This window comes from Mycobacterium paraseoulense, from assembly GCF_010731655.1.
GTDB lineage: Bacteria > Actinomycetota > Actinomycetes > Mycobacteriales > Mycobacteriaceae > Mycobacterium > Mycobacterium paraseoulense.
Genome location: NZ_AP022619.1, coordinates 1,842,005 through 1,862,112, shown reverse-complemented (window position 1 = coordinate 1,862,112; position 20,108 = coordinate 1,842,005). Strand labels below are relative to the sequence as shown.

At 62.2% G+C, this 20,108-nt stretch carries 21 protein-coding genes and 1 pseudogene; 18 read left to right on the top strand and 4 right to left on the bottom strand.

From position 1 onward, the window contains the following. Positions 1–38 precede the first annotated feature (38 nt). Both G6N51_RS08535 and G6N51_RS08530 read left to right on the top strand, forming a co-directional pair. Positions 39–974 carry a hypothetical protein gene (locus G6N51_RS08535; RefSeq protein ID WP_163750572.1) on the top strand — a complete coding sequence of 312 codons (936 nt, stop codon included), beginning with the start codon at positions 39–41 and terminating at the stop codon, positions 972–974. Beyond that, the gene (locus G6N51_RS08530) at positions 875–1,768 is read left to right on the top strand and encodes an SDR family NAD(P)-dependent oxidoreductase (protein ID WP_269475039.1); all 894 of its coding nucleotides are present in this window, start codon (positions 875–877) and stop codon (positions 1,766–1,768) included. The genes G6N51_RS08535 and G6N51_RS08530 overlap by 100 nt, the downstream gene beginning before the upstream one ends. A 24-nt stretch (positions 1,769–1,792) precedes the next feature. Here the strand turns inward: G6N51_RS08530 and G6N51_RS08525 are convergent, their stop codons facing one another. Then, positions 1,793–3,892, bottom strand: coding sequence for a molybdopterin-containing oxidoreductase family protein (locus G6N51_RS08525; RefSeq protein WP_083169501.1), 2,100 nt, complete (start codon positions 3,890–3,892; stop codon positions 1,793–1,795). Between the two features lie 640 nt (positions 3,893–4,532). Here G6N51_RS08525 and G6N51_RS08520 point away from each other — a divergent pair. The 11 genes from G6N51_RS08520 (at position 4,533) to G6N51_RS08470 (ending at position 14,808) form a co-directional block, all read left to right on the top strand. Then, entirely contained in the window at positions 4,533–5,609 is a 1,077-nt protein-coding gene (locus tag G6N51_RS08520) for an ABC transporter substrate-binding protein (protein WP_163750672.1), read from the top strand. A gap of 58 nt (positions 5,610–5,667) precedes the next feature. Further along, on the top strand, positions 5,668–6,477 hold the full coding sequence (locus G6N51_RS08515) for a hypothetical protein (RefSeq protein WP_083169497.1): 810 nt from the start codon (positions 5,668–5,670) through the stop codon (positions 6,475–6,477). Between the two features lie 97 nt (positions 6,478–6,574). Then, positions 6,575–7,090, top strand: a complete 516-nt coding sequence (locus G6N51_RS08510) for a cytochrome c oxidase subunit 3 (RefSeq protein ID WP_158086190.1) — start codon at positions 6,575–6,577, stop codon at positions 7,088–7,090. A 3-nt stretch (positions 7,091–7,093) separates the two neighbouring features. Further along, on the top strand, positions 7,094–7,378 hold the full coding sequence (locus G6N51_RS08505) for a cytochrome C oxidase subunit IV family protein (RefSeq protein ID WP_083169493.1): 285 nt from the start codon (positions 7,094–7,096) through the stop codon (positions 7,376–7,378). 64 nt (positions 7,379–7,442) lie between these two features. Further along, complete coding sequence (locus tag G6N51_RS08500; protein ID WP_158086189.1) at positions 7,443–8,264, top strand: enoyl-CoA hydratase/isomerase family protein; 822 nt, start codon at positions 7,443–7,445, stop codon at positions 8,262–8,264. 185 nt (positions 8,265–8,449) lie between these two features. After that, on the top strand, positions 8,450–8,800 hold the full coding sequence (locus G6N51_RS08495) for a DUF4286 family protein (RefSeq protein WP_083169489.1): 351 nt from the start codon (positions 8,450–8,452) through the stop codon (positions 8,798–8,800). 402 nt (positions 8,801–9,202) lie between these two features. Beyond that, complete coding sequence (locus G6N51_RS08490; RefSeq protein ID WP_083169487.1) at positions 9,203–10,006, top strand: CbbQ/NirQ/NorQ/GpvN family protein; 804 nt, start codon at positions 9,203–9,205, stop codon at positions 10,004–10,006. 89 nt (positions 10,007–10,095) lie between these two features. Beyond that, positions 10,096–10,659 (top strand): TetR/AcrR family transcriptional regulator, encoded by a 564-nt coding sequence (locus tag G6N51_RS08485; RefSeq protein WP_083169485.1) that lies wholly within the window; start codon positions 10,096–10,098, stop codon positions 10,657–10,659. Between the two features lie 148 nt (positions 10,660–10,807). Then, on the top strand, positions 10,808–12,583 hold the full coding sequence (locus G6N51_RS08480; protein WP_142274857.1) for a nitric oxide reductase activation protein NorD: 1,776 nt from the start codon (positions 10,808–10,810) through the stop codon (positions 12,581–12,583). Next, entirely contained in the window at positions 12,580–13,656 is a 1,077-nt protein-coding gene (locus G6N51_RS08475; protein WP_083169481.1) for a spirocyclase AveC family protein, read from the top strand. Before G6N51_RS08480 ends, G6N51_RS08475 begins: the two co-directional genes overlap by 4 nt. After that, positions 13,657–14,808: an LLM class flavin-dependent oxidoreductase gene (locus G6N51_RS08470; protein ID WP_083169479.1), complete on the top strand. Its 1,152-nt coding sequence runs from the start codon at positions 13,657–13,659 to the stop codon at positions 14,806–14,808. 139 nt (positions 14,809–14,947) lie between these two features. Here the strand turns inward: G6N51_RS08470 and G6N51_RS08465 are convergent, their stop codons facing one another. The 3 genes from G6N51_RS08465 to G6N51_RS08455 form a co-directional block, all read right to left on the bottom strand. Continuing rightward, the gene (locus G6N51_RS08465; protein WP_249025994.1) at positions 14,948–15,685 is read right to left on the bottom strand and encodes an enoyl-CoA hydratase/isomerase family protein; all 738 of its coding nucleotides are present in this window, start codon (positions 15,683–15,685) and stop codon (positions 14,948–14,950) included. Between the two features lie 497 nt (positions 15,686–16,182). Beyond that, positions 16,183–16,617, bottom strand: coding sequence for an SRPBCC family protein (locus G6N51_RS08460; RefSeq protein WP_083169475.1), 435 nt, complete (start codon positions 16,615–16,617; stop codon positions 16,183–16,185). Then, entirely contained in the window at positions 16,614–17,282 is a 669-nt protein-coding gene (locus G6N51_RS08455; protein WP_083169473.1) for a TetR/AcrR family transcriptional regulator, read from the bottom strand. The genes G6N51_RS08460 and G6N51_RS08455 overlap by 4 nt, the downstream gene beginning before the upstream one ends. A gap of 222 nt (positions 17,283–17,504) precedes the next feature. On the opposite strand from G6N51_RS08455, the gene G6N51_RS29425 reads away from it, so the two are divergent. From G6N51_RS29425 to G6N51_RS08430, 5 genes and pseudogenes are all read left to right on the top strand, one after another. After that, the gene (locus G6N51_RS29425) at positions 17,505–17,729 is read left to right on the top strand and encodes an SDR family NAD(P)-dependent oxidoreductase (protein ID WP_306460833.1); all 225 of its coding nucleotides are present in this window, start codon (positions 17,505–17,507) and stop codon (positions 17,727–17,729) included. After that, positions 17,654–17,815: pseudogene (locus G6N51_RS29620) on the top strand (SDR family oxidoreductase); the annotation flags it as partial. The gene G6N51_RS29425 and the pseudogene G6N51_RS29620, both read left to right, overlap by 76 nt. Next, the gene (locus G6N51_RS08440; RefSeq protein ID WP_083169469.1) at positions 17,787–18,224 is read left to right on the top strand and encodes an SDR family NAD(P)-dependent oxidoreductase; all 438 of its coding nucleotides are present in this window, start codon (positions 17,787–17,789) and stop codon (positions 18,222–18,224) included. The pseudogene G6N51_RS29620 and the gene G6N51_RS08440, both read left to right, overlap by 29 nt. Positions 18,225–18,260: 36 nt before the next feature. Further along, positions 18,261–19,352, top strand: a complete 1,092-nt coding sequence (locus G6N51_RS08435; RefSeq protein WP_083169467.1) for a hypothetical protein — start codon at positions 18,261–18,263, stop codon at positions 19,350–19,352. Between the two features lie 9 nt (positions 19,353–19,361). Next, a complete protein-coding gene (locus tag G6N51_RS08430) occupies positions 19,362–20,105 on the top strand; it encodes a hypothetical protein (protein WP_142274856.1) in 744 nt (247 codons plus the stop codon). The last annotated feature ends 3 nt before the right edge of the window (positions 20,106–20,108 follow it).

Sequence of the window (20,108 nt, the reverse complement as noted above, 5' to 3'; positions counted from 1 at the left end):
AGTACTCGCTAATGAAGTATGAACGGGGAAGGCAGTCAATGACTATCGACACACCAATTGAGACGTCGTCCGGCAGCGTCATATCACCGCCGTCGCGTACCGCCGCTTGGTTGCCTTGGGTGGTCGTGGCAGTGTTGGCAGCGATCGTGGTCGGCACCCTGGTGCTCACAGACAACAGTGCCACGGTGGTCGCGCCGCCGTATCCTCATGATCATCTCGACAATCCGCATCTGCCGTGGTTGTGGGGGTACGGATTCCAGGCGATCTGGACGGCCATGTTCATCCTCTTCGCGATCCAGACGTTCCGCGCCAAGACGATCTCCATGCCGGCGATGCTGTTCCTCGCGGGAACCACGATGTTCTGGATCGAGTGGCCGGCAGACTGGGGGTCTTACCTGGTCTACAACCGCGAATTCTGGACCTTCACTGGTTGGACCTCGACCTGGTACCAGACGTACACCAAGCCGGTGATTGCCATTTTCGGCTACGGAATCTTTTTCGCCGTCGAATGCGTCATCCTGCTGAAGCTGGTACCGAAAGTGTCCGCCCTCCTGCAGCGTGCTGTACCGAAGGCATCCCCGACGGTCCTGCTGGTGGTATCGGCCATGGCGGTGTTTTACGCGATCGACATCCTCGGCGAGCGTCTGATGACTGTTGCCGGCTGGTACTCCTATGTCGAGGCGGTCGGACCCAAGTGGGAATCCGCGCATGGGACACTGTCATTCGTCTGGCCGGCGATCCCGTTTATGCTGTTCGCCGTCTTCATCTCGCTCACCCTGCGCGAAGATTCCGATGGAAACTATCCGAACGAAAAGCTGTTCAAGGTCCACACGTTGACGCCGGGATGGCAACGGGAATCCGCCAGGCTGGCGGTGTGGATCATCACGATGAACATCGCGATCTTCATCGCCCAGCCACTGATCCTGTGCCTCGGTCGCGCGTTGTTCCTGCACGACAGCGTCTACGTGCCGTGACCAACACGCAGACCGCGCTGCCTCACGAGGGCCGTACTGCGCTGGTGACCGGGGCGGGTCGGGGCCTCGGGCGAGCGTCGGCCATGCAGCTTGCATCCGAGGGTGCCGCGGTGATCCTGGTCGGCCGTGGCATGGACGCGCTAACTGCGGTGGCCGACGAGATCGACGCAGCGCGGGGACGATCCAAAACTATTGCCGCCGATGTGTCCAGCGATTCCGACGTGGCACGGTTGGCCGCGGAGGTGGGTCGGGTGGACATATTGATCAATAACGCGGCCGCCGAAGAGCAGTATTCTCCAGTCGCAATGGCCGACATCGATTCGTGGAAAACGATTTTCGACGTCAACGTATTTGCCGCAGTAAGACTCATCAGCGCGTTTGCGCCCGGCATGAGCGAGCGTGGCTTCGGCGTCATCATCAATATGAGCAGCATCGGTGGCAGTCAACCCGCGCCATTCCTGGCTACGTACGGTGCGAGTAAGGCCGCGCTGGACATGATCTCGCGCACGGCGGCCATGGAATTGGCCGCCAGCGGTGTGCGGGTCAACAGCATTGGATCCGGGATCACCGACATGGGAAAGACCTATGAGTTGCTCCCGCCCGGTCTGCTCGCCGACATTGGCAAGATCATCCCGGCGGGCAGGTTGGCCAGTGAACGGGATATCGCCGCCGCGGTGTCCTATCTGTGCAGTGACGGTGCGGCTTTCGTCAACGGCCACGTCCTCACCGTTGACGGTGCGATGACGGCGGGCCAGTGGTCGACAACCACGGTGATGGCGGGCTTCCTAGCCTAGGCGACGTAGGTCGATCCCGCGTCGTCAAACCTTGGCTACCCTGACTTCGACGATGCCGAAGGCGGGAGTCCCCGAAAGCGGGTCGACGTCCGCATCTGCTACCAAAGCGTTGCGATTGACGCCGTAGGCGGCTGGCGGCTCGGCACCATGCGGGTCGAAAACCCGCGACCCCCAGCCGTGGCCGAGGATCACCACCCCTTGACGCGGTGCGGAACTCACTTCGGCAGTGCACTCCAACGTTGCGGTGCGGGAGGACACCCTCACGACATCGCCGCTTGAAATCCCGAGTGGTGCAGCATCATCGGTGTTGAGGTAGACAGTGTTGGCCGACTGCCGCTTCAGTGCGGTCGGGGTGTCGTTCAGCCACGAGTTCATCGCCGACTTCCAGCGTTGATTGGATAGCAGCAGCGGCCAGTCCGGTGACGGTGACGCTGGTGCGGCGTCCAGGACCGCGCGTACCCGCTGGAGGAACGGTTCTGGAGCCAGATGCACGGCTCCGTCAGACGTGGCGACGGCCTCGGCGAGCCGACCGTATTCCTTGTCGCCGTAAACCACTCCGTGTGGGCTGCCCTCGACATCGGACCACGAGAGCTTGCCGCCGTCGTCGACGAGCTTCTTCCACATCGCCCGTGGTGTCATGGAGGCCGTCGCCGGGCCGAACATCGGCAGCTCCAGGGCCAACGCCAGGTCGCGGAAGAACATCCACTCCTCGCGAGCATCGTCAGGGGGTTGCACGACTGCCTGGGCGAGCTGAGCGAACGGTTGGTCCTCGAACGAGGAGTAGATCGGCAGAAAGTCATCCCGCTCGAGGAAGTGCGCGGCCGGTAGCAACCAGTCGGCGTGAGCGTGGCTTTCCCGCTGAACTAAGTCGATAGCCACCAGCAGATCCAGTTGAGCGAGTGCACCTTCGAGGCGGTTGCCGTGTGGCCCGCTGATCACTGGATTGCCGCTGTTGCAGATCAACGCTTTGATCTGTCCATCGCCTGGTGTGAGGATCTCATCCGCGAGTTCGGCAAGCGAGCGGGCACCCGCCACGGCGGGTAGGGAGCGCACTCTGCTCGGCTTAGGTGGGCTCGTGCCGAAGGAGTCCTTGATCGATGTGTAGCCCGGCTCGAACCGCCGTCCGCCCACGGTGTCGAGGCGACCGGTGATGGCGTTGAGTACGTGACTGAGCCACTCGGCCAGCACACCTTCGCCGTTGTGTGCTACGCCAGTGTGGGCGACACACATCGCCGTACGTGCTGAGGCGAAACCGCGCGCAGTGGATTCGATGACGTCGGCGGGAACTCGGCAACGCATGGCGAGGTCGGTGAGATCTACTTCGCGGGCGAGGCGATCGAGTTCGCCGAGGCCAGTCACCGCGGGTTGGTCAGGGAAGCGCGCCAGTCTGTTGCGGACGATGACGGCAAGCATGGCTAGCAGCAATGCCCAATCTTGGCCCGGCCACACCGAGATATGCCGACTGGCCTGTTCGGCGCTTTGTGTGCGATTGGGATCCACGATCACGACCGTTGCTCCGTCGGCCTGCCGCGTCAGCACTCGTCGCCATCCGTTCGGCACGTTGTGAATCCAGCCGAACGTGGAAACGGCTGGGTTCATGCCAACCAGAAGGAAGTAGTCGCACTCGTCGACGTCTGGAACGAGAGGTATGAGCCACCGGCCGTACATCTCGTAGCACACCCGTTCGAGGTTGTTCTGATCGACCGACGACACGGAGAACATGTTGTTGGTACCCAGCGCACGGACGAAGCTGGCGAACCATGCAACATTGGCGCCGTTGAAACCGACGGGATTTCCCAGGTACGCGGCGATCGAGTCGGGGCCGAACCGATCGCGAATCGCGTTCAGCCGCCTAGCGATATCCTCGGTTGCCTCGGCCCAGCTGGCGCGGCGATAGCCGCCGTCGACCCGGCGCATGGGCCACTTCAGGCGGCGGGGGTGATACACCACCTCCGCCGCGGAACGGCCCTTGGAGCAGAAGTCCTGCCACGAATAGGGATTCGCCTTGTCCGGTCCGATGCGAGTGATTCGCCCGCCCTGCACCTGCACATCGATCCCGCAGCGGGATTCGCAGATCCGGCAGAAGGTCGACCTGACGATGGTTGTCTCGGATTCGGTGGCCATATCAGCCACGCGCCGAACGAAGCTTGGCGATCACGGGCGGCAGCGCCGCCGCGCCGATTCCAGATCCGCCGCCTGTGACGATCACTCGTTCGCCGCTCATCGGGCGGGCGCATTGCTGAACGTTCGATCGCGTCACACGCTCTATTCCTCCGTGGCCGATCGCTGGGATGCATCTGCGTCGACTTTAGGCGATCGCTGACCACCTGGCTACCAAAATCAGTGCAACAATCTGACTCTATGGGCCTTAGCGAGGACGACGGGCCTCACACAATTCATTCTGGTCGCTCAGCTCGAGCGCCGTCTCGATGCGAGGCGGAACAGCGGGTACACGACCCGGTGGGCACCAGCTCGAACTCTGCCGACGTGTGTGTCCAGCTTCGGAGGTGTCGCTCTCGGCGCGCAGCCGGCACGGTACTCGACAAGCAAGCCGATTCCATCATTCTATTTGGCGCATCGATCGCCGCAGCGTGTTACATCGACTGGAGGGATGACCGACAGCACATACTTGACAAGTGCGTCGATAATTCCTACGGTCAACTGACACCGCCCGTGAACGATGGAGTGGCACGTGGTCAACTATCCAGACGGAATCTCGCGCAGCTTGCCGAAGGTGAACTCGGGCACCCGAGAACCGCACCGCGTGGCGATCATCCAGGACTGGGGAGTCGGCCTGCAGCCGCTCTACGATCAATACGACGCCACCCAACTCGCCTTCGACGAGGCGCATCAGAGCGGGTTACTCGACCGCCCGGTGGAGCTGAAGGTCGTCGAGGTGGAGGGGTTGCCCTACGCGCGGGCGACGACGATCTTGGACGCGGTCGAGCGATCGGTGCGGGAGTTCGCACCGATCGCCATCATCGGCCCCCATACGTCGGAGAATGTGCCTGTCATCAATCCCTACGTGGAAGAGGTCGGGATCCCGTTCATCGCGATGTGCGGCGGCCTGGAACTCGCAGGTCCGTGGACGTTCTTGACTCCGAACGGGACCTTCTGTGACGAGGCGGTTCTGATGGTGGACCACGCGGTCGACGTGGCCGGTGCGCGCAAGCTCGGTGTCATCCGCGAGGACAACCTTCTCGGCGACGAATACACGACGTATATGAAGAAGCGCGCTCACGAGCGGGACGCATCATTTGTGGCAGACGTGCGCGTCGGGTCGTTCATCGACGCCGACACCGCCGCGGCCGCAGTGACTATGATGCGTGACTCCGGTGTCGAGGCCTACATGTACGTGGGGTTCGGTGCCAATGCGTTCTCGGTGCTCGGCGCTTCTCAGAAGCTTGCGGCCGAAGGCTACGCCGCTGCACGCATCACGATGTCGATCTTCATGGGCACCATTGACGGACTTTCTCAGTACACCGGGCTGATCGACAACTTCGAAGGTTGGGTCGGCGTCGATCAGTTCGACGAACGGAACACCACATTCACGTCCATGCTTGACCGTTTCGAGAAGCGGTTTGGGCGACGGCCGGTGCACTGCTACACCGCGCAGGGATACGACATGGGCAACGTGGTGGCCCATGGATTGGCAACGGCGAAGCCGCATTCGCGCGACGGCTTGCGCCGAAGCTTGGAGAAAATACGGAGGTTGGACGCCGCCGTCGGCGGCCCTGGCAACCATATCTCCTTCGGTCACTACGACCATCGCGGTTATAAGGGCGACTACATCACCATGCGCACGGTCGTAGGTGGAATAAATGTGCTCGCCGCGGATTGACGGACCCTTTTCTTGCTCGAAGTCCCGCAACACTCCCAACGATGCAGAGGAGCTGGAGATGACCCTGACGCTGCGGGTAGATCCGGACAGTTATGACCGGCGATTGGAACGGCTTGGCGCTTGGTCGGGTATCGCCTGGGTGATCATCTGCGGCGGAGGCTTCGGCGCTTCGGGTTTGTTGCCTGTTTGGTCGCCCTCGACGAAGCCCAGCGAATTGGCGGCGCACCTATCGGACATCAAATATCAGATCTTGATCGGTATGCTTCTGGTCCTCGTCGGTGGCCTGACGTTCTTACTCACATGGTCGCTGACGCTGGCCTATCAAATTCGCAAATACGCGAATTCATCACCGCTGGCCGCCGGAGTTCTCATCCTGGTGGGCTTTTTAGGTGCGGTGATCGCCATGCTGTGCGCCGTCTTCGGATCGGCGATGGCCTTTCGGGTCGGCACACTTGCGCCGGACACCACCCAGTTGCTCTTCGATCTCATGTGGTTCTTGTTCCTGATTCCCTGGCCGCCATTCATGTTGTGGCAGTTGCTCACCGGGTTCGCCATTCTCAGTGACACGAACAAGCAGACGATGTTCCCGCGTTGGACCGGCTACTTCTCGCTGTGGGCGTCCGCACTGGAAATGTTCTCCGCGCTATCGGTCTTCTTCTACCGGGGTCCTTTCAGCTACAACGGCTTGGTGACGTTCTGGGTGCCCGGGGCGTCCTTCTTCGTCTGGGTTCTCGTGCTGGCCATCGTGCAGGTTCGGCGGCTTGCGCGTGCACGGGAGGCGCTCGCCAGCGAATCGTCCGCCGACCACTTGAGGCATGATGACGCCGAAGTCGAATCGACTCGCATCCCGTCGCCAGCGGGGATCTGACATGACTGCGACGCCTTCTCGGGTCAGGCGCGACGGTCGTATGGGACTGCGACGTATTCCGGGGGAGCCGGGAATATGGGTCTTTGCAATCTTGGACATGCTGATCTTCGCCGAGATGTTTGGCATTTACGGCTGGTATCGGGCTGATCACTACGAAGTCTTCCAAAATGCGCAGAGCAAGGTGATCCCTGCGTTCGGGCTGGCCTATACCGTGATCCTGCTGACCAGTTCGTGGCTGGTGGTGTTGGCGATCGGTGCGGCGCGCAAGGGCGAGATCGAGTTGGCCGACAAATTGGCCGGGGGCGGTCTGGCATTGGGTGTGTCTTTCGCCGTTCTGAAGCTGATCGAGTACGGAATCAAGCTGTCGCAGGGCATCACTCCTGTCACCAACGACTTCTTCATGTTCTTCTTCGTCATGACATTCGTGCACCTGTTACATGCTTCGGTGGGCATCGGTGTGCTCGCCTACATGCGCCTGAGGATTCGCAGGCTGACCCCAGGCGCCCCTTCGGGCTCCAAGAGCTTCGGGGTTATCGAGACCTGTGGGATCTACTGGCACATGGTGGATCTCCTGTGGATCGTCCTGTTCGCGCTGTTCTACCTGAGAGGCTGAGTCATGAAGGAACTGGTGCGCCAGCGGGCAACCGTCTCGTTCGCTATGCTGCTCGTCGCCACCCTGGTGGCCTTCTGGCTGACGGTCGGCCATGGCGGCACGGTGCTGAGCGAGGGGCAAGCACTGATCTGGACAGAGGTCATCGTGCTCGCGTTCGTCAAGGTGCGGTGGGTGCTCCTCGATTTTATGGAGTTGAGGTCTGCGCCAATCGGTTTGAGGCTGCTATATGAATCGTGGGGGGTCGGGGTGGCGGCGGTGCTGATCGCCTTCGCGTGGTTGGTGGCCTGAGCCGGGACTGCTGGCGTGCCATGAAACGATGAGCCATCGCATATCGCCAACAGTCGGAATACCGTTGGCACTCAACGCCTCCGAGGCCGCTTCCACCGATGACGGGGTTGACGTCGATGTCCCCAGCGACGGCGTCCTGCGAATATCCTTGAACCGTCCGCGCCGGCTCAATGCGTTGGACGATGCCGCGATCGAAAGTATCCACGCCGCCCTCGATCTCCTCACGTCTGACTGCGCTCATCGGGTCGTACTCATTCGGTCACATGGACGTACATTTTGCTCGGGCTTCGACATGAACGATTACGATGGCGATCCCGAAAGCCGCGGCGGGGCAGCAGCTCTGGTCGATCAGATGAACCGGCTCGCCGACATACCGTTGAGGTTGCGTGCATGCCGCGCCGTTGTTGTCGCAGCGGTTCGCGGGCCCGCCGTCGGCGGAGGATTTGCATTGGCGTTGGGCGCAGACATCGTATTTGCCGGAGAATCCGCAGTATTCAGCCTCCCGCAGACCCGCCTAGGCGTGCTCGCGGCTGAGATGGGCATTAGCTTTCTCTTGCCTCGAGTCGTCGGTATGAACCGCGCCGCCGATCTGATGTTGCGTGGACACAGCCTGGATGCCGCGGGCGCACTGGCCGCGGGCCTGGCAGCAGAGGTATGGCCCGACGAGGACGTGGACGACGCGGCATTACGCGCCGCCATCGAGCTGTGTCACCACAGTGCCGACGCGTTGGCGACGACCAAGCAATTCCTGCTTGCCGGCCTTGAGAGCGGCAACCTGACGACGACGGTTCGACGTGAAACAGATGCCCAGGTCCTTTCGAACTACCGACCCGAGTTGAGGGCCTCGATAGCGCGCCGGAGGGCCGAACAATCCACGCCGCGATGAGTTGTCGCTATAAGCGTGTCGACGCGCTGCTCGCCGCACCGGCGGGAGGGGCACGGCCACCTCCATGACCTTGGCATCGGCAGGCTTGGCCCCTTCACGGGTTGGCCAGTGAATTGATAGGCGCTGCAGCGTGATAGCTCTAGGCAGGCGTACCGCCACATTTGCTGTTCGAGAAAGGGTAGTCGATGTCGAAGACGCTGATGTTAGTTTTCAGCAACGCCGTGGAGGGTCAGGATGAAGCGTTCAACGAGTGGTACGACACTCGGCACCTTGCCGATGTGGTGGATTGTCCCGGCGTGGTGGCCGCCCAGCGTTATGACATGACCGAGTTCGACCCGCCCGCCGGCGAAAACCTGCCGACTCTGCCGCCTCCTGCGCATCGTTATCTCGCCGTGTACGAACTCGATGCGGAACCCAACGATGTGATGGCGGCGTTCATGACCCGCATGGCGCAAGGCAAGATGCCGCTGAGCGAAGCTCTCGACCTGACGACGATCTCCATGACCATTTGGCGTCCGCGCCGTCGAGATGGATAACACTGAAGATCGCGATGAGGAGCGGCAGGCGTGAATGACATCGAAAAACTATTAGCCATCGAGGAAATCAAGAATTGCCGGCGTCGATCACTGGCGGGTCGCATCGTGCACACTTCGCCGTGAGGCGGCTGGGCCCGAGCTGATTCAGGTTTCGCAGGTTGGGGAGACCGGTCGCGCGCGCGATCGACGTGCACAGCGGGCTCAACGCGCTGATCAACCCGGCGCGTAGCAGGAGATTCCCACGACTTCGGACACTTCCGGAGCCGCTACAGAAGCGCTAATCTGTAGTGTCACGCAGGCCCTCGACCGCCCTCGGTTCAGTTCGCATTCCGGTCAACTGGCGAGGCGACTTTTGGCTCTGGCGTGTCACGGAATCGACTTCGGAAGGATCATCTGATCACCATGAGTGTGGAGACCATGACGGCTGCCCCGTTTTACGTGCCGTCCGGCAACGAGATCGAAATGTTCGAGGCCGCTCACCGTCAATCGCTGCCGGTCATGCTCAAAGGCCCGACGGGCGTCGGCAAGACACGGTTCGTCGAAGCAATGGCTTACCGACTCGGGCGCGAATTGATCACGGTGTCCTGCCACGAGGACCTGACCTCGTCAGACCTTATTGGACGCTTCCTCCTCGAGGGTGACCGCACTGTATGGACCGACGGCCCACTCACGCGTGCGGTGCGAGATGGGGCGATCTGCTATTTGGACGAAATCGTCGAGGCTCGGCAGGACACGACGGTTGTCCTGCATTCCCTCACTGATCATCGGCGCATACTGCCGATCGACCGCTTGAATGTCATACTCCAGGCGCCGCCCGAGTTCCAGCTGGTGGTGTCCTACAACCCGGGATATCAGAGTCTGTTGAAGGATCTCAAAGACTCGACTCGACAACGGATGGTGGGCATCGAGCTGGGCTTTCCGTCCGAGGAGGTCGAGCTGGAAGTGCTGCGGCACGAGACGGGCATCCCGCATGCGGCGGCACGCCGGCTGGTGCGGATGGCGGCCGCCATCCGGCGGGTCGAGGCATCGGGCCTACGCGAAGTGGCTTCCACGCGGACGCTGGTCACTGCCGGTCGGCTGATGGCAGCAGGCGTCGATGCGCGATCGGCCGCGTGGGGAGCTCTCGGTGCTCCCATGACCGATGACCCGCAGATATCTGAAGGGCTCCGCGTCCTGATTGACAGCTATATCGACGCGGCGGAGTAACACATGACCAGCTGGCCCGGTCCGTGATCGGGGATGTGATGGGATGGCCAGATGTCCGCTGATACCCGAACCGCCAGCTCAGGCATGTGATGTCGACGCGAGATCGCATCATCGTCGCGGCCGGCGACTGCGTTGACCGTCTCGGACTGGAACGCTGCACGGTTGCCGCGATCGCGCAATCCGCCGGAGTCCATCGCGTGACGGTTTATCGTCACTTCGCGGACCGGGAAGCGATCATCGTCGAGTTGTTGGACCAGAGGTCTGCCCCGTTGTTGCAGCGGGCCAAAGCGAAACTTGTTGGCTTGGAGCCATTTCCCGACAAACTCGTCGACGCCATCTCTAGCGCTGTCTACGACGCGCGCATAACGCCCGGGCTAAAACAAGTGATGGGCTTCTGGATAGAGGGCGGGTCATTTCGCTCCGCAGGGATGTCGGAACGCTTGAAGCAGCGAGCGATCGACGTCACCTCCCGATATCTACTGGAAGCCCAACAGCGCGGCTACGTCCGGGCAGTCCTATCGGTAGAAGACATGATCCAGTGGCTGCTGGACGTTAGCCTCATCCTTCTACTGTTCAAGCCTGACTACGATCTGGACGAGATCCGCCACTACGTACGGACTTTTGCGCTACCCGGCATACAAGCCCCAGCGTGACCTGGCCGGCGCCACGGCGCCGCCTCTCGCCGTGCCGCACAACACCGCCTCGATATCGCAGTTGGGCCAGTCCGGCCGCGAAAATAGCTAGATGATTTTAAGGCTACATATTGCATAATATGTAGCTATCGGCGTATCGTTCGGTTTTGTGCCAGACGGTGATGCGGCTCACGTCGACGGGACAAACGTGGCCCGATTCATAACCGACATCGGCCGGTACTCACTGCTGGCAAGCGCCATCGCCGGGCGCAGGCTGGCGCTCAGAGCGGCCGCCGCCGGCACCCTGCCCTACACCGACGCTCAAAGCATATTCATCCCTACGGACTGTCCCCTGTCCGAAGTCGTCAATGTGGTTGTGTTGCATGCCAGCATCCTGGGAGCCGGAACCTGTCATCCCGACGTGGTCCGTCGGCTCAGAGGAAAGCCTCGTCCCACTCGGCGCTACTTCGCACTCGAAGCACGCCGCGCGACCAAGGAATTGGCCTGGCTGCTTCCCTGCATGTCGAAACCGGGTGCCGGTGTTGAGCAGAAATTGAGTTGTTCTGCAGTCGAGTCGCTGGAAATCGCCTTGAGTCGACGAACCGTCGCGGAACTGCCGACATCGCTGGGCGAATTACGCCCCAAGGCGTTGTTGCGTCAGTTAGAGAAACAGACGCCGTTGGGCGCGCCGAACACGCTTAGATCCGGTGCACCCAACTTCCAGGAGAGCGACGCCGACGACGATGAAGACGCGGAGCGATCGCGTTTCCTGGAGCTGATGTCTTCCCCGCTGGGGGGTAACGGCCGGTTGGCACGGCTGTTCGCAGCCCTGTCGGGTGCCTCACGGAAATCCGCGACGGCCGGCGGTGGCGCCAATGACGACTCTCCGACGAAGAGTGTCTACGGTCGTCGCTGGGGCGGAGGCGGAATTCGGGTACCCATGCGCCTCCCCAACGCATCATCCACCACAGGGGAGGTGTCCGATGGTGGCACCCGTTACCCCGAATGGGATGTCAACCGCCGCCGCTATCGCGAAAACTATTGCGTGGTACGTGAGCTCGATCCGGTGGGCGAAATTGATCGGGTTATCGGCGCGGCGCAACTGCGCTATCCCTTGGGGCGTTCCAACTTGGACTTGCGACGCTGCCGCCATGAAAGTGAGGGCGAAGAATTCGACCTCGATGCAGTGGTCACGGCGCGCGCCGATGCGCGAGCGGGACAGACTCCCGACGACCGCCTGTTCACTTCCATTCGCAGAGTCGGCCGCGACTTGGGTGTGCTGATCTTAATCGATGCGTCGGGTTCGACCGGCGAGAGATCGGCGAACGGACGAACCGCATGCGAGGCCCAGGTGCACGCCGCGGCGCGGATCGCCCGCACGCTGGAGTTGCGCGGCGACCGGGTGGCGATCTACGGATTCAACTCACGAGGCAGGGCCAGCGTCTACCTCTATCCCATCAAACTCTTTGAGAAGCCACTTGATTCACGCTGGCGGACGAACATTGCGCGTCTATCGCCTGCGGGGTTCACGCGCATGGGGGCAGCGATCAGACATGCGTCATCGATCCTCGTGAAGCACTCGGGTACCTCTCGAAAGCTTCTGGTGGTGCTCTCCGACGGGTTTCCCTATGACGACGGCTACGAGGCGATCTATGCGATGGGCGACACGCGACGCGCGCTTGACGAGGCACGCAGGAGCCGCATCGGGTCGGTTTGCTTGTCGCTTGGCTCGCAAAGCGGCGATTCGGAGCTGCAGAAGGTATTCGGCTCATCCGGCTTCGGTCGCGCCGAAAGTGTCGAGGCTCTCGGGACTGACCTCAACCGATTGTTCAACTACGCGATTGTTACCGCAGAGCGCAGCGCCGATCGGTCCAAGTCCAACAAGTACGCCCGTGCACCGCGACGTCGGGCCACGCTTACCCAGCTACAGGAGGAACAGGTATGAGCATCACGGAATCGCGCGGAAAGACCCAAGCGGCGGCGGCCAATCCGGCGGAGACGAGGCGGATTACACCCGTCAAGGCATGGGCGTTGGTTGGCCTCGCATTCACGGTCCTGCAGCTGTACATATACATCCGATGGTTTGCCTCGCCGCAATTCCATCATCCCCGGACGGGTGCCGACCCGGTACCCGGCATCGTCAAGTTCTGGGCGTGGTTTGTGCAGATCGCCACGCTGATTGCCATCGGGGTGGCAATCGGGTGGGCCGTTCGTCAGGCTCGACGTGAGCGACGCCTGACCTTCGACGGCATGCTGCTGATCGCATGGTTCAGCGTGATGTGGCAGGACCCGGTGCTCAACTACATCCGCCCCACGTTCTTCTACAACAGCTACCTGATCAGCTTTGGATCATGGGTGGAGCAGATTCCGGGCTGGATCAGCCCGCACGGGGGCAACCTGCCATCACCATTGCTGATGTCGGGTTTTGGTTACCTGTGCTGCCTGTTGTTCAGCATCGCCGTCTCGACGGCGATGCGCAAGGCGAAGCAGATCCGACCAAGCATGGGAGCGCTCGGTCTGATAACTGTCGCCATGATCGCCGGGTTCTTCATGGATTTGGCCTATGAGGTCTTCATGTGCCGGACATCTCTGTATGCCTACAACGGTGCCGTATACAGCTTGTCGTTGTGGGGCGGCGAGCGGTACCAGTTTCCGCTCTACGAGTCGCTTTTCTGGGGTTTTGTCTGGGCGTCGAGCGGGATCCTGCGCTATTTCCGTGACGACAAAGGGCGTTCGGTCGTCGAACGCGGCGGAGAATCGCTGGCCGTTTCGCAACGGGCCCAGACTGCCATCCGTACGTTCGCGATCGTCGGCTTCCTCAACGTCATCTACGTGATCTTCAACGTCGCGATCAACTTCATGGCATTGCAGATCGACTCGACGCCCAAGGGTTACCCGACCTACCTGAGGAACGACATGTGCGGGGCCGGAACCGAATACGCCTGCCCGGGCCCAGAGGTGCCAATCCCCATGAGCCCCGGCGCGGTCAACCAGCCTGAGCCAGGAACGACCGGTTAGATGGTGCACACCGGCGATCGGGTCGGCGTGGGATGTTACGTCGACCCGATCACCCCTCTCTGGAGTCTGCGCGCGAACATCCGGCTCGCTAAATTGCTCGGTGCGGAAGATATTTGGTTCGGCGATCACGCCAAGTCCATGTTCCCGTCCTCGGCATGGGGACCGCATCTGTCACCTTTCGCGCGGTGGATCCCCAGTCTGGACGCCTTTTTGGATCCAACAGTGGCCATCGCGAAGTATGCCGGGCGCCGCGGTCCGCGGATGGGTACGTCGGTCACTGACGCCGTGAGACGTACGCCTGCCGATCTCGCTCGGGTGTGGATGTCGTTGCACCACCTCACTGGGGGACGGGCGGTGCTCGGCATCGGTGCGGGTGAGGCTGAGAACACCGAGCCCTACGGCCTCGACCTTCAACGAAGCGTGAGTCGACTGGAGGACGTCGTCGCTGCGGTTCGTGCGGCGTGGGAGTCCTCTGCCCCCCTGACGCATGAGGGCCAATTTCATGAATGGCATGACGCAACCTTCGCGCTTCCGCAGTGGCGGCGAAGCTCACCAGACGTGTGGGTGGCCGGCCAGGGACCGAGGACCTGCCGGCTCGCGGGCCGCGAAGGGGATGGCTGGATATTCATTCTCAATCTCGGAATCGACGGTTGGCATGCCGGTGCAAAGCAGATGGCTGAGGGCGCCCGCGCCGCGGGGAAGGATCCAGAGTCCGTCACGCGCAGCGCATATTTCGCACCGTTGCTATGCCGCGGTGAAGCTGCGGCGGTGGAACTGTCCCGGCAACCCATGGTGCAGGCGCTGCTGCTGACGTTACCGGCTTCCGCATGGGCCGCCGTTGGTGTGGACCATCCGCTTGGGGCGGACTACAAGGGCTTTCCAGATTTGGACCCAGCGGTATTGGAGGCCGACAACCTCGCACACCACGGCCGAGTGGTCACACCTGAGCTGCTCAGAAGCCTCATTCCGTGTGGCAGAGCTGAAGATGTGCTGGGTTACCTCCAGCCGCTCATCGACGAGGGTCTCAACCATGTAATCATCTACAGCGCGGCTGCGGCGCTGAAACCTCGCCTGGCAGCGAGCCATTTGTACGAACAGCGTCGTCTCATCCGGATGCTCAAGAACAGCACCCCGGGTCGGTTCAATCCGTAGCGGCGGGACGCCCATACTCGGCGCGATTGTCTCGTCGGTCCTAAGAGGTCAAGGCTTCCTATCTAATCGGGAGTAGGACGTCGAAGGCTCTAATGAAAGCGGTACTGATGCTCGTGCCATCCCTGTGTTCGGTTGTCTGTCAGGCGAATCGCGCGGCACGCTTCGCCGCGAACGCGTCGACGCCTTCGATACCATCCGTGCTTGCGGCGTTCCGCGCTATCAACTGGCCCTCGGCCTCCATCTGTTCCTCGAGGCCGCTACCGAACGTAGCGAGCAACAGCTTCTTCACCGACGACTGAGCGCCCGCTGAGCCGCCTGCGATCGTCGCGGCAAGTTCGGTCGCCCGCGCCTCGAGTCGGTCGTCGTCGACCACCTCATTGACCAGATTCCATTGCAGTGCCTCATCTGCGCTCAGCGTTCGGTTCGTCAGCATCAACTCCTGCGTGCGACGCAACCCGATGAGGCGCGGCAAAGTGAAGGACGCGCTTCCATCCGGACTCAACCCCACCCCGGTATAGGCCATGGTGAACGAAGCCGACCGGGCGGCCACGACGAGATCGCCGCTAACCGCGAGTGACATTCCCGCGCCGGCGGCGACACCGTTGACAGCGGTGATGACGATCGCGTCCATCCGGGCGAACGTCGACATCGCGCGGTGCAGTGCGTCCGCGACCCTCTTGATGTGCGGTCCCGGATCGGGCGCTGTCGAGAAGTCCGCGAGATCGCCTCCCGCGCAGAAGAATCGGCCGGTACCTGTCAGCAGAACAGCCTTGACGCCGGCGAAGGCGCAGCGAGCCGCGACATCCGCCAGTTCCTCGGTCATGGTGAGGTTCATGGTGTTCGCCGCCGCCGGGCGATTTAGCGCGATCTGCGCGATGGGTCCGCATGTGCTATTCCTGGCTCTGTCTCGCCGGGGACGAGAGCCCCGCCAAGCTCCTGGATGTCTGCAAAACCTACGTCATGCCCGCACTGGTGGCTCATCAAGTCCCTTAGCCGGTCAATTACGTACACACGCGTGCCGCAGTACGACGTTGCCCGGCCTGCGAAAGCTCACGCAAGAGAATGGCGTTGAGCAAGCAGCTTCCAACGCAGCCACCGGCCGACTGGACCGGATACCGAGTAGTTAAGCGGCATCGTTTAGGACTGTGGGTGTGCCGACGAAAGATGAGCAACTCTCGGGCCCGATGTGGTCCGGGCGGTGCAGGCGGCAGATCGAGTCGGCCGTCGAAAGTGTGCTCGGCGCTGAACATTTCCTTGTCGGCACGCAACACCCTGACAGCTCAGACGGGCACTTCGTAAGCATGGCCGCGACTTTCGGAGAGCTGAGGCCCAGCGTGTCGGCGACGCAAAAACTCGCGCCAGAACTCGAAGGACTCACCGGCGATCTGCTTCTCGGGTAAGTGCGCTTGCCGTGTGGCCGATGGCCATCCTCATCGCGAGGCGGATGAGATTGCCCGTGCCCGGGATTCGCGGTGTGAAGCTTGCGCCCCAGGTGATCGATGAGCCCCCGTTGCAAGGCTCGATCCGAACGTCGCCGACATAATCACGCACGGGCAGGCCCGACAACATGGTGTACGTCTGAATGTGGGGCACGTCAGTGGCGGTGATCTGTTCCCGCGTCGTGAAACCGGCCGCCTTCATCGCGCGAATCGCACCTGGCCCCGTTGTAGTCGGGCCGCCGTTCTGTTCCCACCGCGCAGACGTGACGCCGGGCATCCAGCGGGGCCAGTTCGTCACATCGTCCAGGACGGCGTAGACGACCTCCGCTGGTGCGTTGCAGGACCGGGTCACCGAGAATCGCAGTGTCATCGCCGTGGCTTCCTTCGAGGGTCACGCCTGAGCCCCTCCAGCAACAGGTCCAGGCCATAAGAGAATGATTCCTCGCTCTCCGTCGCAGATTTTCGCGAAGCAGTCGCGCCCACCGCAGCCGCTTCGAGATTTGGGTAGCCCTTCACCTTTCGGGTCAGGGAACGGCGCGACAGTCGTGCCCTGGCCTCCCGTCGTTGGACATCACCGGTGATGAACGTCATGAGTGCCTCCAAGGCGCGACTGGCGTCGCCCGCCTCGAAGCCGCCATCCACCAGAAGTCCCATCGCCCCGTCGGCGAGTCGGAGTCCCTCGGGAGTGAAGAAGTAAGGCACGTGCTTCCAGATGAACGACGCCAAACCGGCGGCCTGACTCATGGCTCGCCAGGTCGAAAGGGATAGCTCTGTAAGCGCCTGATCCCAGGGACCGGTGGGGACGACGACCCTGGCCATCAGGGCGTCGGCGACGAGGTCGAGGAGAGCCTCCTTGTTCGGCACGTAGGAGTAGAGGGTCATCGGTGCCTTGCCGGTGGCCTCCGCCAACCGTCGCATGGTGAGGGCGTCCAATCCCTCCGACAGTGCGATGGTCACCGCCGAGTCGATGAGAGTGTCCAGGGTGAGCGACGTTCTCCTCGACAAGACCTCGCTGTCGATTCGCTCCGCAGCCACTTCGTCTCCTGTGCATAGATCCTGTTGGGTCCGTTGCTCGTGAGCGTACCCAGAAGGTCAGCTCGCAGCGTAGCTGTGCGATTCACGAATCCTTGACGCATTCTATTCGTACATAGTACGTTCCACGTATCGTACAGCGTACGGTTCATCAGATCCGCATCGAAGGGGACTGACTTGGCGGGAGACTTCGAGCGGCTGTTCGGCCTCACCGGGAAGGTTGCGGTGGTGGTCGGTGCTGCGGCAGGGATCGGTAAGGCGTCAGCCTTGTTGCTGGCCGAGGCTGGCGCAAAAGTCATTGCGGCAGACCGTGATCGATCTCGAGCGGAGCCAGTGGCCGCTGCAGTGACCGAGGAGGGTGGCATGCCGAGGCTGCGTGGGTCGACGTCACCGAGGAGCCGTCGGTCTGCGATCTGTTTCAGGGGATCGCGGGTGTCGACATCGTGGTGAACTGTGTCGGCATTTACCCGAAGACGCCTCTGCTGGAGACGACCACAGACGACTGGGATGCTATCCACGCCGTCAACCTGCGCGGCGCCTTCCTTTTGCGTGAGGGAGGCGGGACGGTCGATGGCAGCGAACCGCGGTGGCTCCATCGTCAACGTGTCATCGATCAGTTCGGTCCACCCTGCAGTGATCGGCAACGCGGCGTACGGAGCCTCCAAAGGCGGCCTGAACGTGCTCACGAAGGCCGCGGCACTTGGGTTGGGACCGCGTGGAATTCGGGTGAACGCACTTCTGCCCGGCGGAACTCTGACCGAGAACGCGCTGCGGCCAAGCCCAGTTCAACGATCTGGACCAATCCTCGGCGAAGGTCGAGTCCTACTGGGCCGCATGGCGCAACCGGTCGAGATGGCGGCAGGGATCCTATGTCTCGCGGCTGCCGCTTCCGGTTACATGACCGGTCAAACCCTGGTCATCGACGGTGGATTCCTGGTGACGTGATGTGCGTCCCGTGCCGAGTTACCAGCAGCAGGAGGAATGGTGGTCTACCGCGTAATCCAGTGTTATACAGGTCAAGTCGGCAGTCGGGTCATCCGAAATCTGATCAAGGACCCCGCATTCGAGATCGTGGGGACGCTCGTATCGAGTGAAGCCAAGCACGGTCGCGACATCGGTGAGTTGGCCGGACTCGATCCCATCGGACTCGCTGCTACCAGCGACTTCGATGAAATCCTGGCCCTGCAGGCCGATTGCGTCATCTGGAACGGCATCGTCTCCAGCTATCCCACCGCGCCGGTCGCGTCGTCGGAGCCCGGAGCGGCGGGATCCGACGCCATCGTTCGCCTTCTGCGATCGGGAAAGAACGTGTACTGCGGGGTCGGCGCATGGTTCACGGAGGGGCAACCCGAGAAGCCGGAACTGGAAGCCGCATGCGCCGAGGGCAACGTCAGCATCGTGGGAGGCGGCAACATGCCCGGCCTTGTCAGCGACGCGCTGCCCCTCTTCCTGTCGGGGTATTCCGGGCAGGTCTCGAGCGTCTGGTGCAAGGAGACCGATCACGAAACCGAACACCCCTCCGCACACGAGCTCGAGCTCTATGTCGGATTCGGTCTGCCGGTCGGTGAATCGACGCCCGCTGAGGAACTCATCAACCGGCTCTACGAGTGGGCCTACCGGCAGGCGGCCAACCAGGTGGCGTCGGCAATGGGAGTCGTGCTGGACGACTTCCGCCTGGTGTTGAAGGAGAACGCACCCGCCGCTGAAGACATCAAGCTCGACAACGGATTGCTCATCCGCAAGGGCACCGCCGCAGGCGTACGTTTCACATTCGGTGGCTTCGTTGGCGGGCACCAGTGGTACACCTTGGTCTGCGAGTTCACGTGCGCTTACGGATTGGGCCCGGACTGGCGGCAGACCGAACACGATCCCCAGTTCACCGCCGTGATTGAAGGCACTCCATCGCTGCGTGGGACCGTCACGACGCTGGGCAGTGCGCACGACGTCGGACCGGTGCTGGACATGAACGCCGCGCGCGCGGTGAACCTGGTTCCGCTGGTCGTCGCCGCCGCTCCAGGCTGCCGAAACATCCTCGAACTTCCGTTCGTCACCAGCACATCCGCAACGACCTAAGGAGTCAGCATGACTGAAACGTCTCCACCGATCTACTTGCACGAATTACCCCACGCAACTGTGGGCCTGGAACAGGAATACCTCGACGGCATCGAGAAGAAGTTGTACCCCGCCACCATCCGGGAGGGCAGCAGCCTGGCGATCCGACCGGTGGGTGCCTTCAAGGTCGACGCGAACGGAGCGGAGTGGCCGTCGTTCGCCTTCCTATGGCGCTACGGCGGCGGGTGGAAGGCGTGGATGGACGAACGGAAGCCGATCAGCGATGATCTGGAGAAGACCGGCGCGTCGGCGGAGCTCAGCGCGGACCCCGGGATGGTGGAATTCGTACGGGGTGCGACGAAGTGGCGGAAGCGCTCGATCGAGACGGTCCTTGTGCCGCTGTCATTCTCACCGTTGCCGCCGGAGCTGCCCACTCGGACCGCACCGGGCAGCATCTTGCTCGAGCAGCGCTACACGATCGGCCATGGGCGCGTCGCCGATTTCGTTGCTGCAATGGAGAAGTCAGTCTTGTCGGCGGTCGGAGACGCCGGATTGGAACTGCAGCTATTCAGCCGTGTCGGGCATAGCCCGTTGGAGTTCGCGGTGTTCTGGTCCAGTTCCTTCGATGCATTGGGCGAGCTGTTCGCCGGCCGCGACCCACGAGACGAGAGTTCGTTTCTTCCCGGCCTCGAAAAGGCCTGGGAGCACGTCGTCGAGCTCACCGAAAACACGCTGATCCCCATGCCGTTCTCGCCGCTCGGGGGCACGACGTAACAC

Coding starts and splice junctions, on each gene's coding strand:
- G6N51_RS08535 (WP_163750572.1), top strand. CDS start 39: ATGACTATCGACACACCAATTGAGACGTCGTCCGGCAGCGTCATATCA.
- G6N51_RS08525 (WP_083169501.1), bottom strand. CDS start 3,892: ATGGCCACCGAATCCGAGACAACCATCGTCAGGTCGACCTTCTGCCGG.
- G6N51_RS08515 (WP_083169497.1), top strand. CDS start 5,668: ATGACCCTGACGCTGCGGGTAGATCCGGACAGTTATGACCGGCGATTG.
- G6N51_RS08510 (WP_158086190.1), top strand. CDS start 6,575: ATGCTGATCTTCGCCGAGATGTTTGGCATTTACGGCTGGTATCGGGCT.
- G6N51_RS08505 (WP_083169493.1), top strand. CDS start 7,094: ATGAAGGAACTGGTGCGCCAGCGGGCAACCGTCTCGTTCGCTATGCTG.
- G6N51_RS08495 (WP_083169489.1), top strand. CDS start 8,450: ATGTCGAAGACGCTGATGTTAGTTTTCAGCAACGCCGTGGAGGGTCAG.
- G6N51_RS08490 (WP_083169487.1), top strand. CDS start 9,203: ATGAGTGTGGAGACCATGACGGCTGCCCCGTTTTACGTGCCGTCCGGC.
- G6N51_RS08485 (WP_083169485.1), top strand. CDS start 10,096: ATGTCGACGCGAGATCGCATCATCGTCGCGGCCGGCGACTGCGTTGAC.
- G6N51_RS08475 (WP_083169481.1), top strand. CDS start 12,580: ATGAGCATCACGGAATCGCGCGGAAAGACCCAAGCGGCGGCGGCCAAT.
- G6N51_RS08470 (WP_083169479.1), top strand. CDS start 13,657: ATGGTGCACACCGGCGATCGGGTCGGCGTGGGATGTTACGTCGACCCG.
- G6N51_RS08460 (WP_083169475.1), bottom strand. CDS start 16,617: ATGACACTGCGATTCTCGGTGACCCGGTCCTGCAACGCACCAGCGGAG.
- G6N51_RS08440 (WP_083169469.1), top strand. CDS start 17,787: ATGCTATCCACGCCGTCAACCTGCGCGGCGCCTTCCTTTTGCGTGAGG.
- G6N51_RS08435 (WP_083169467.1), top strand. CDS start 18,261: ATGGTGGTCTACCGCGTAATCCAGTGTTATACAGGTCAAGTCGGCAGT.
- G6N51_RS08430 (WP_142274856.1), top strand. CDS start 19,362: ATGACTGAAACGTCTCCACCGATCTACTTGCACGAATTACCCCACGCA.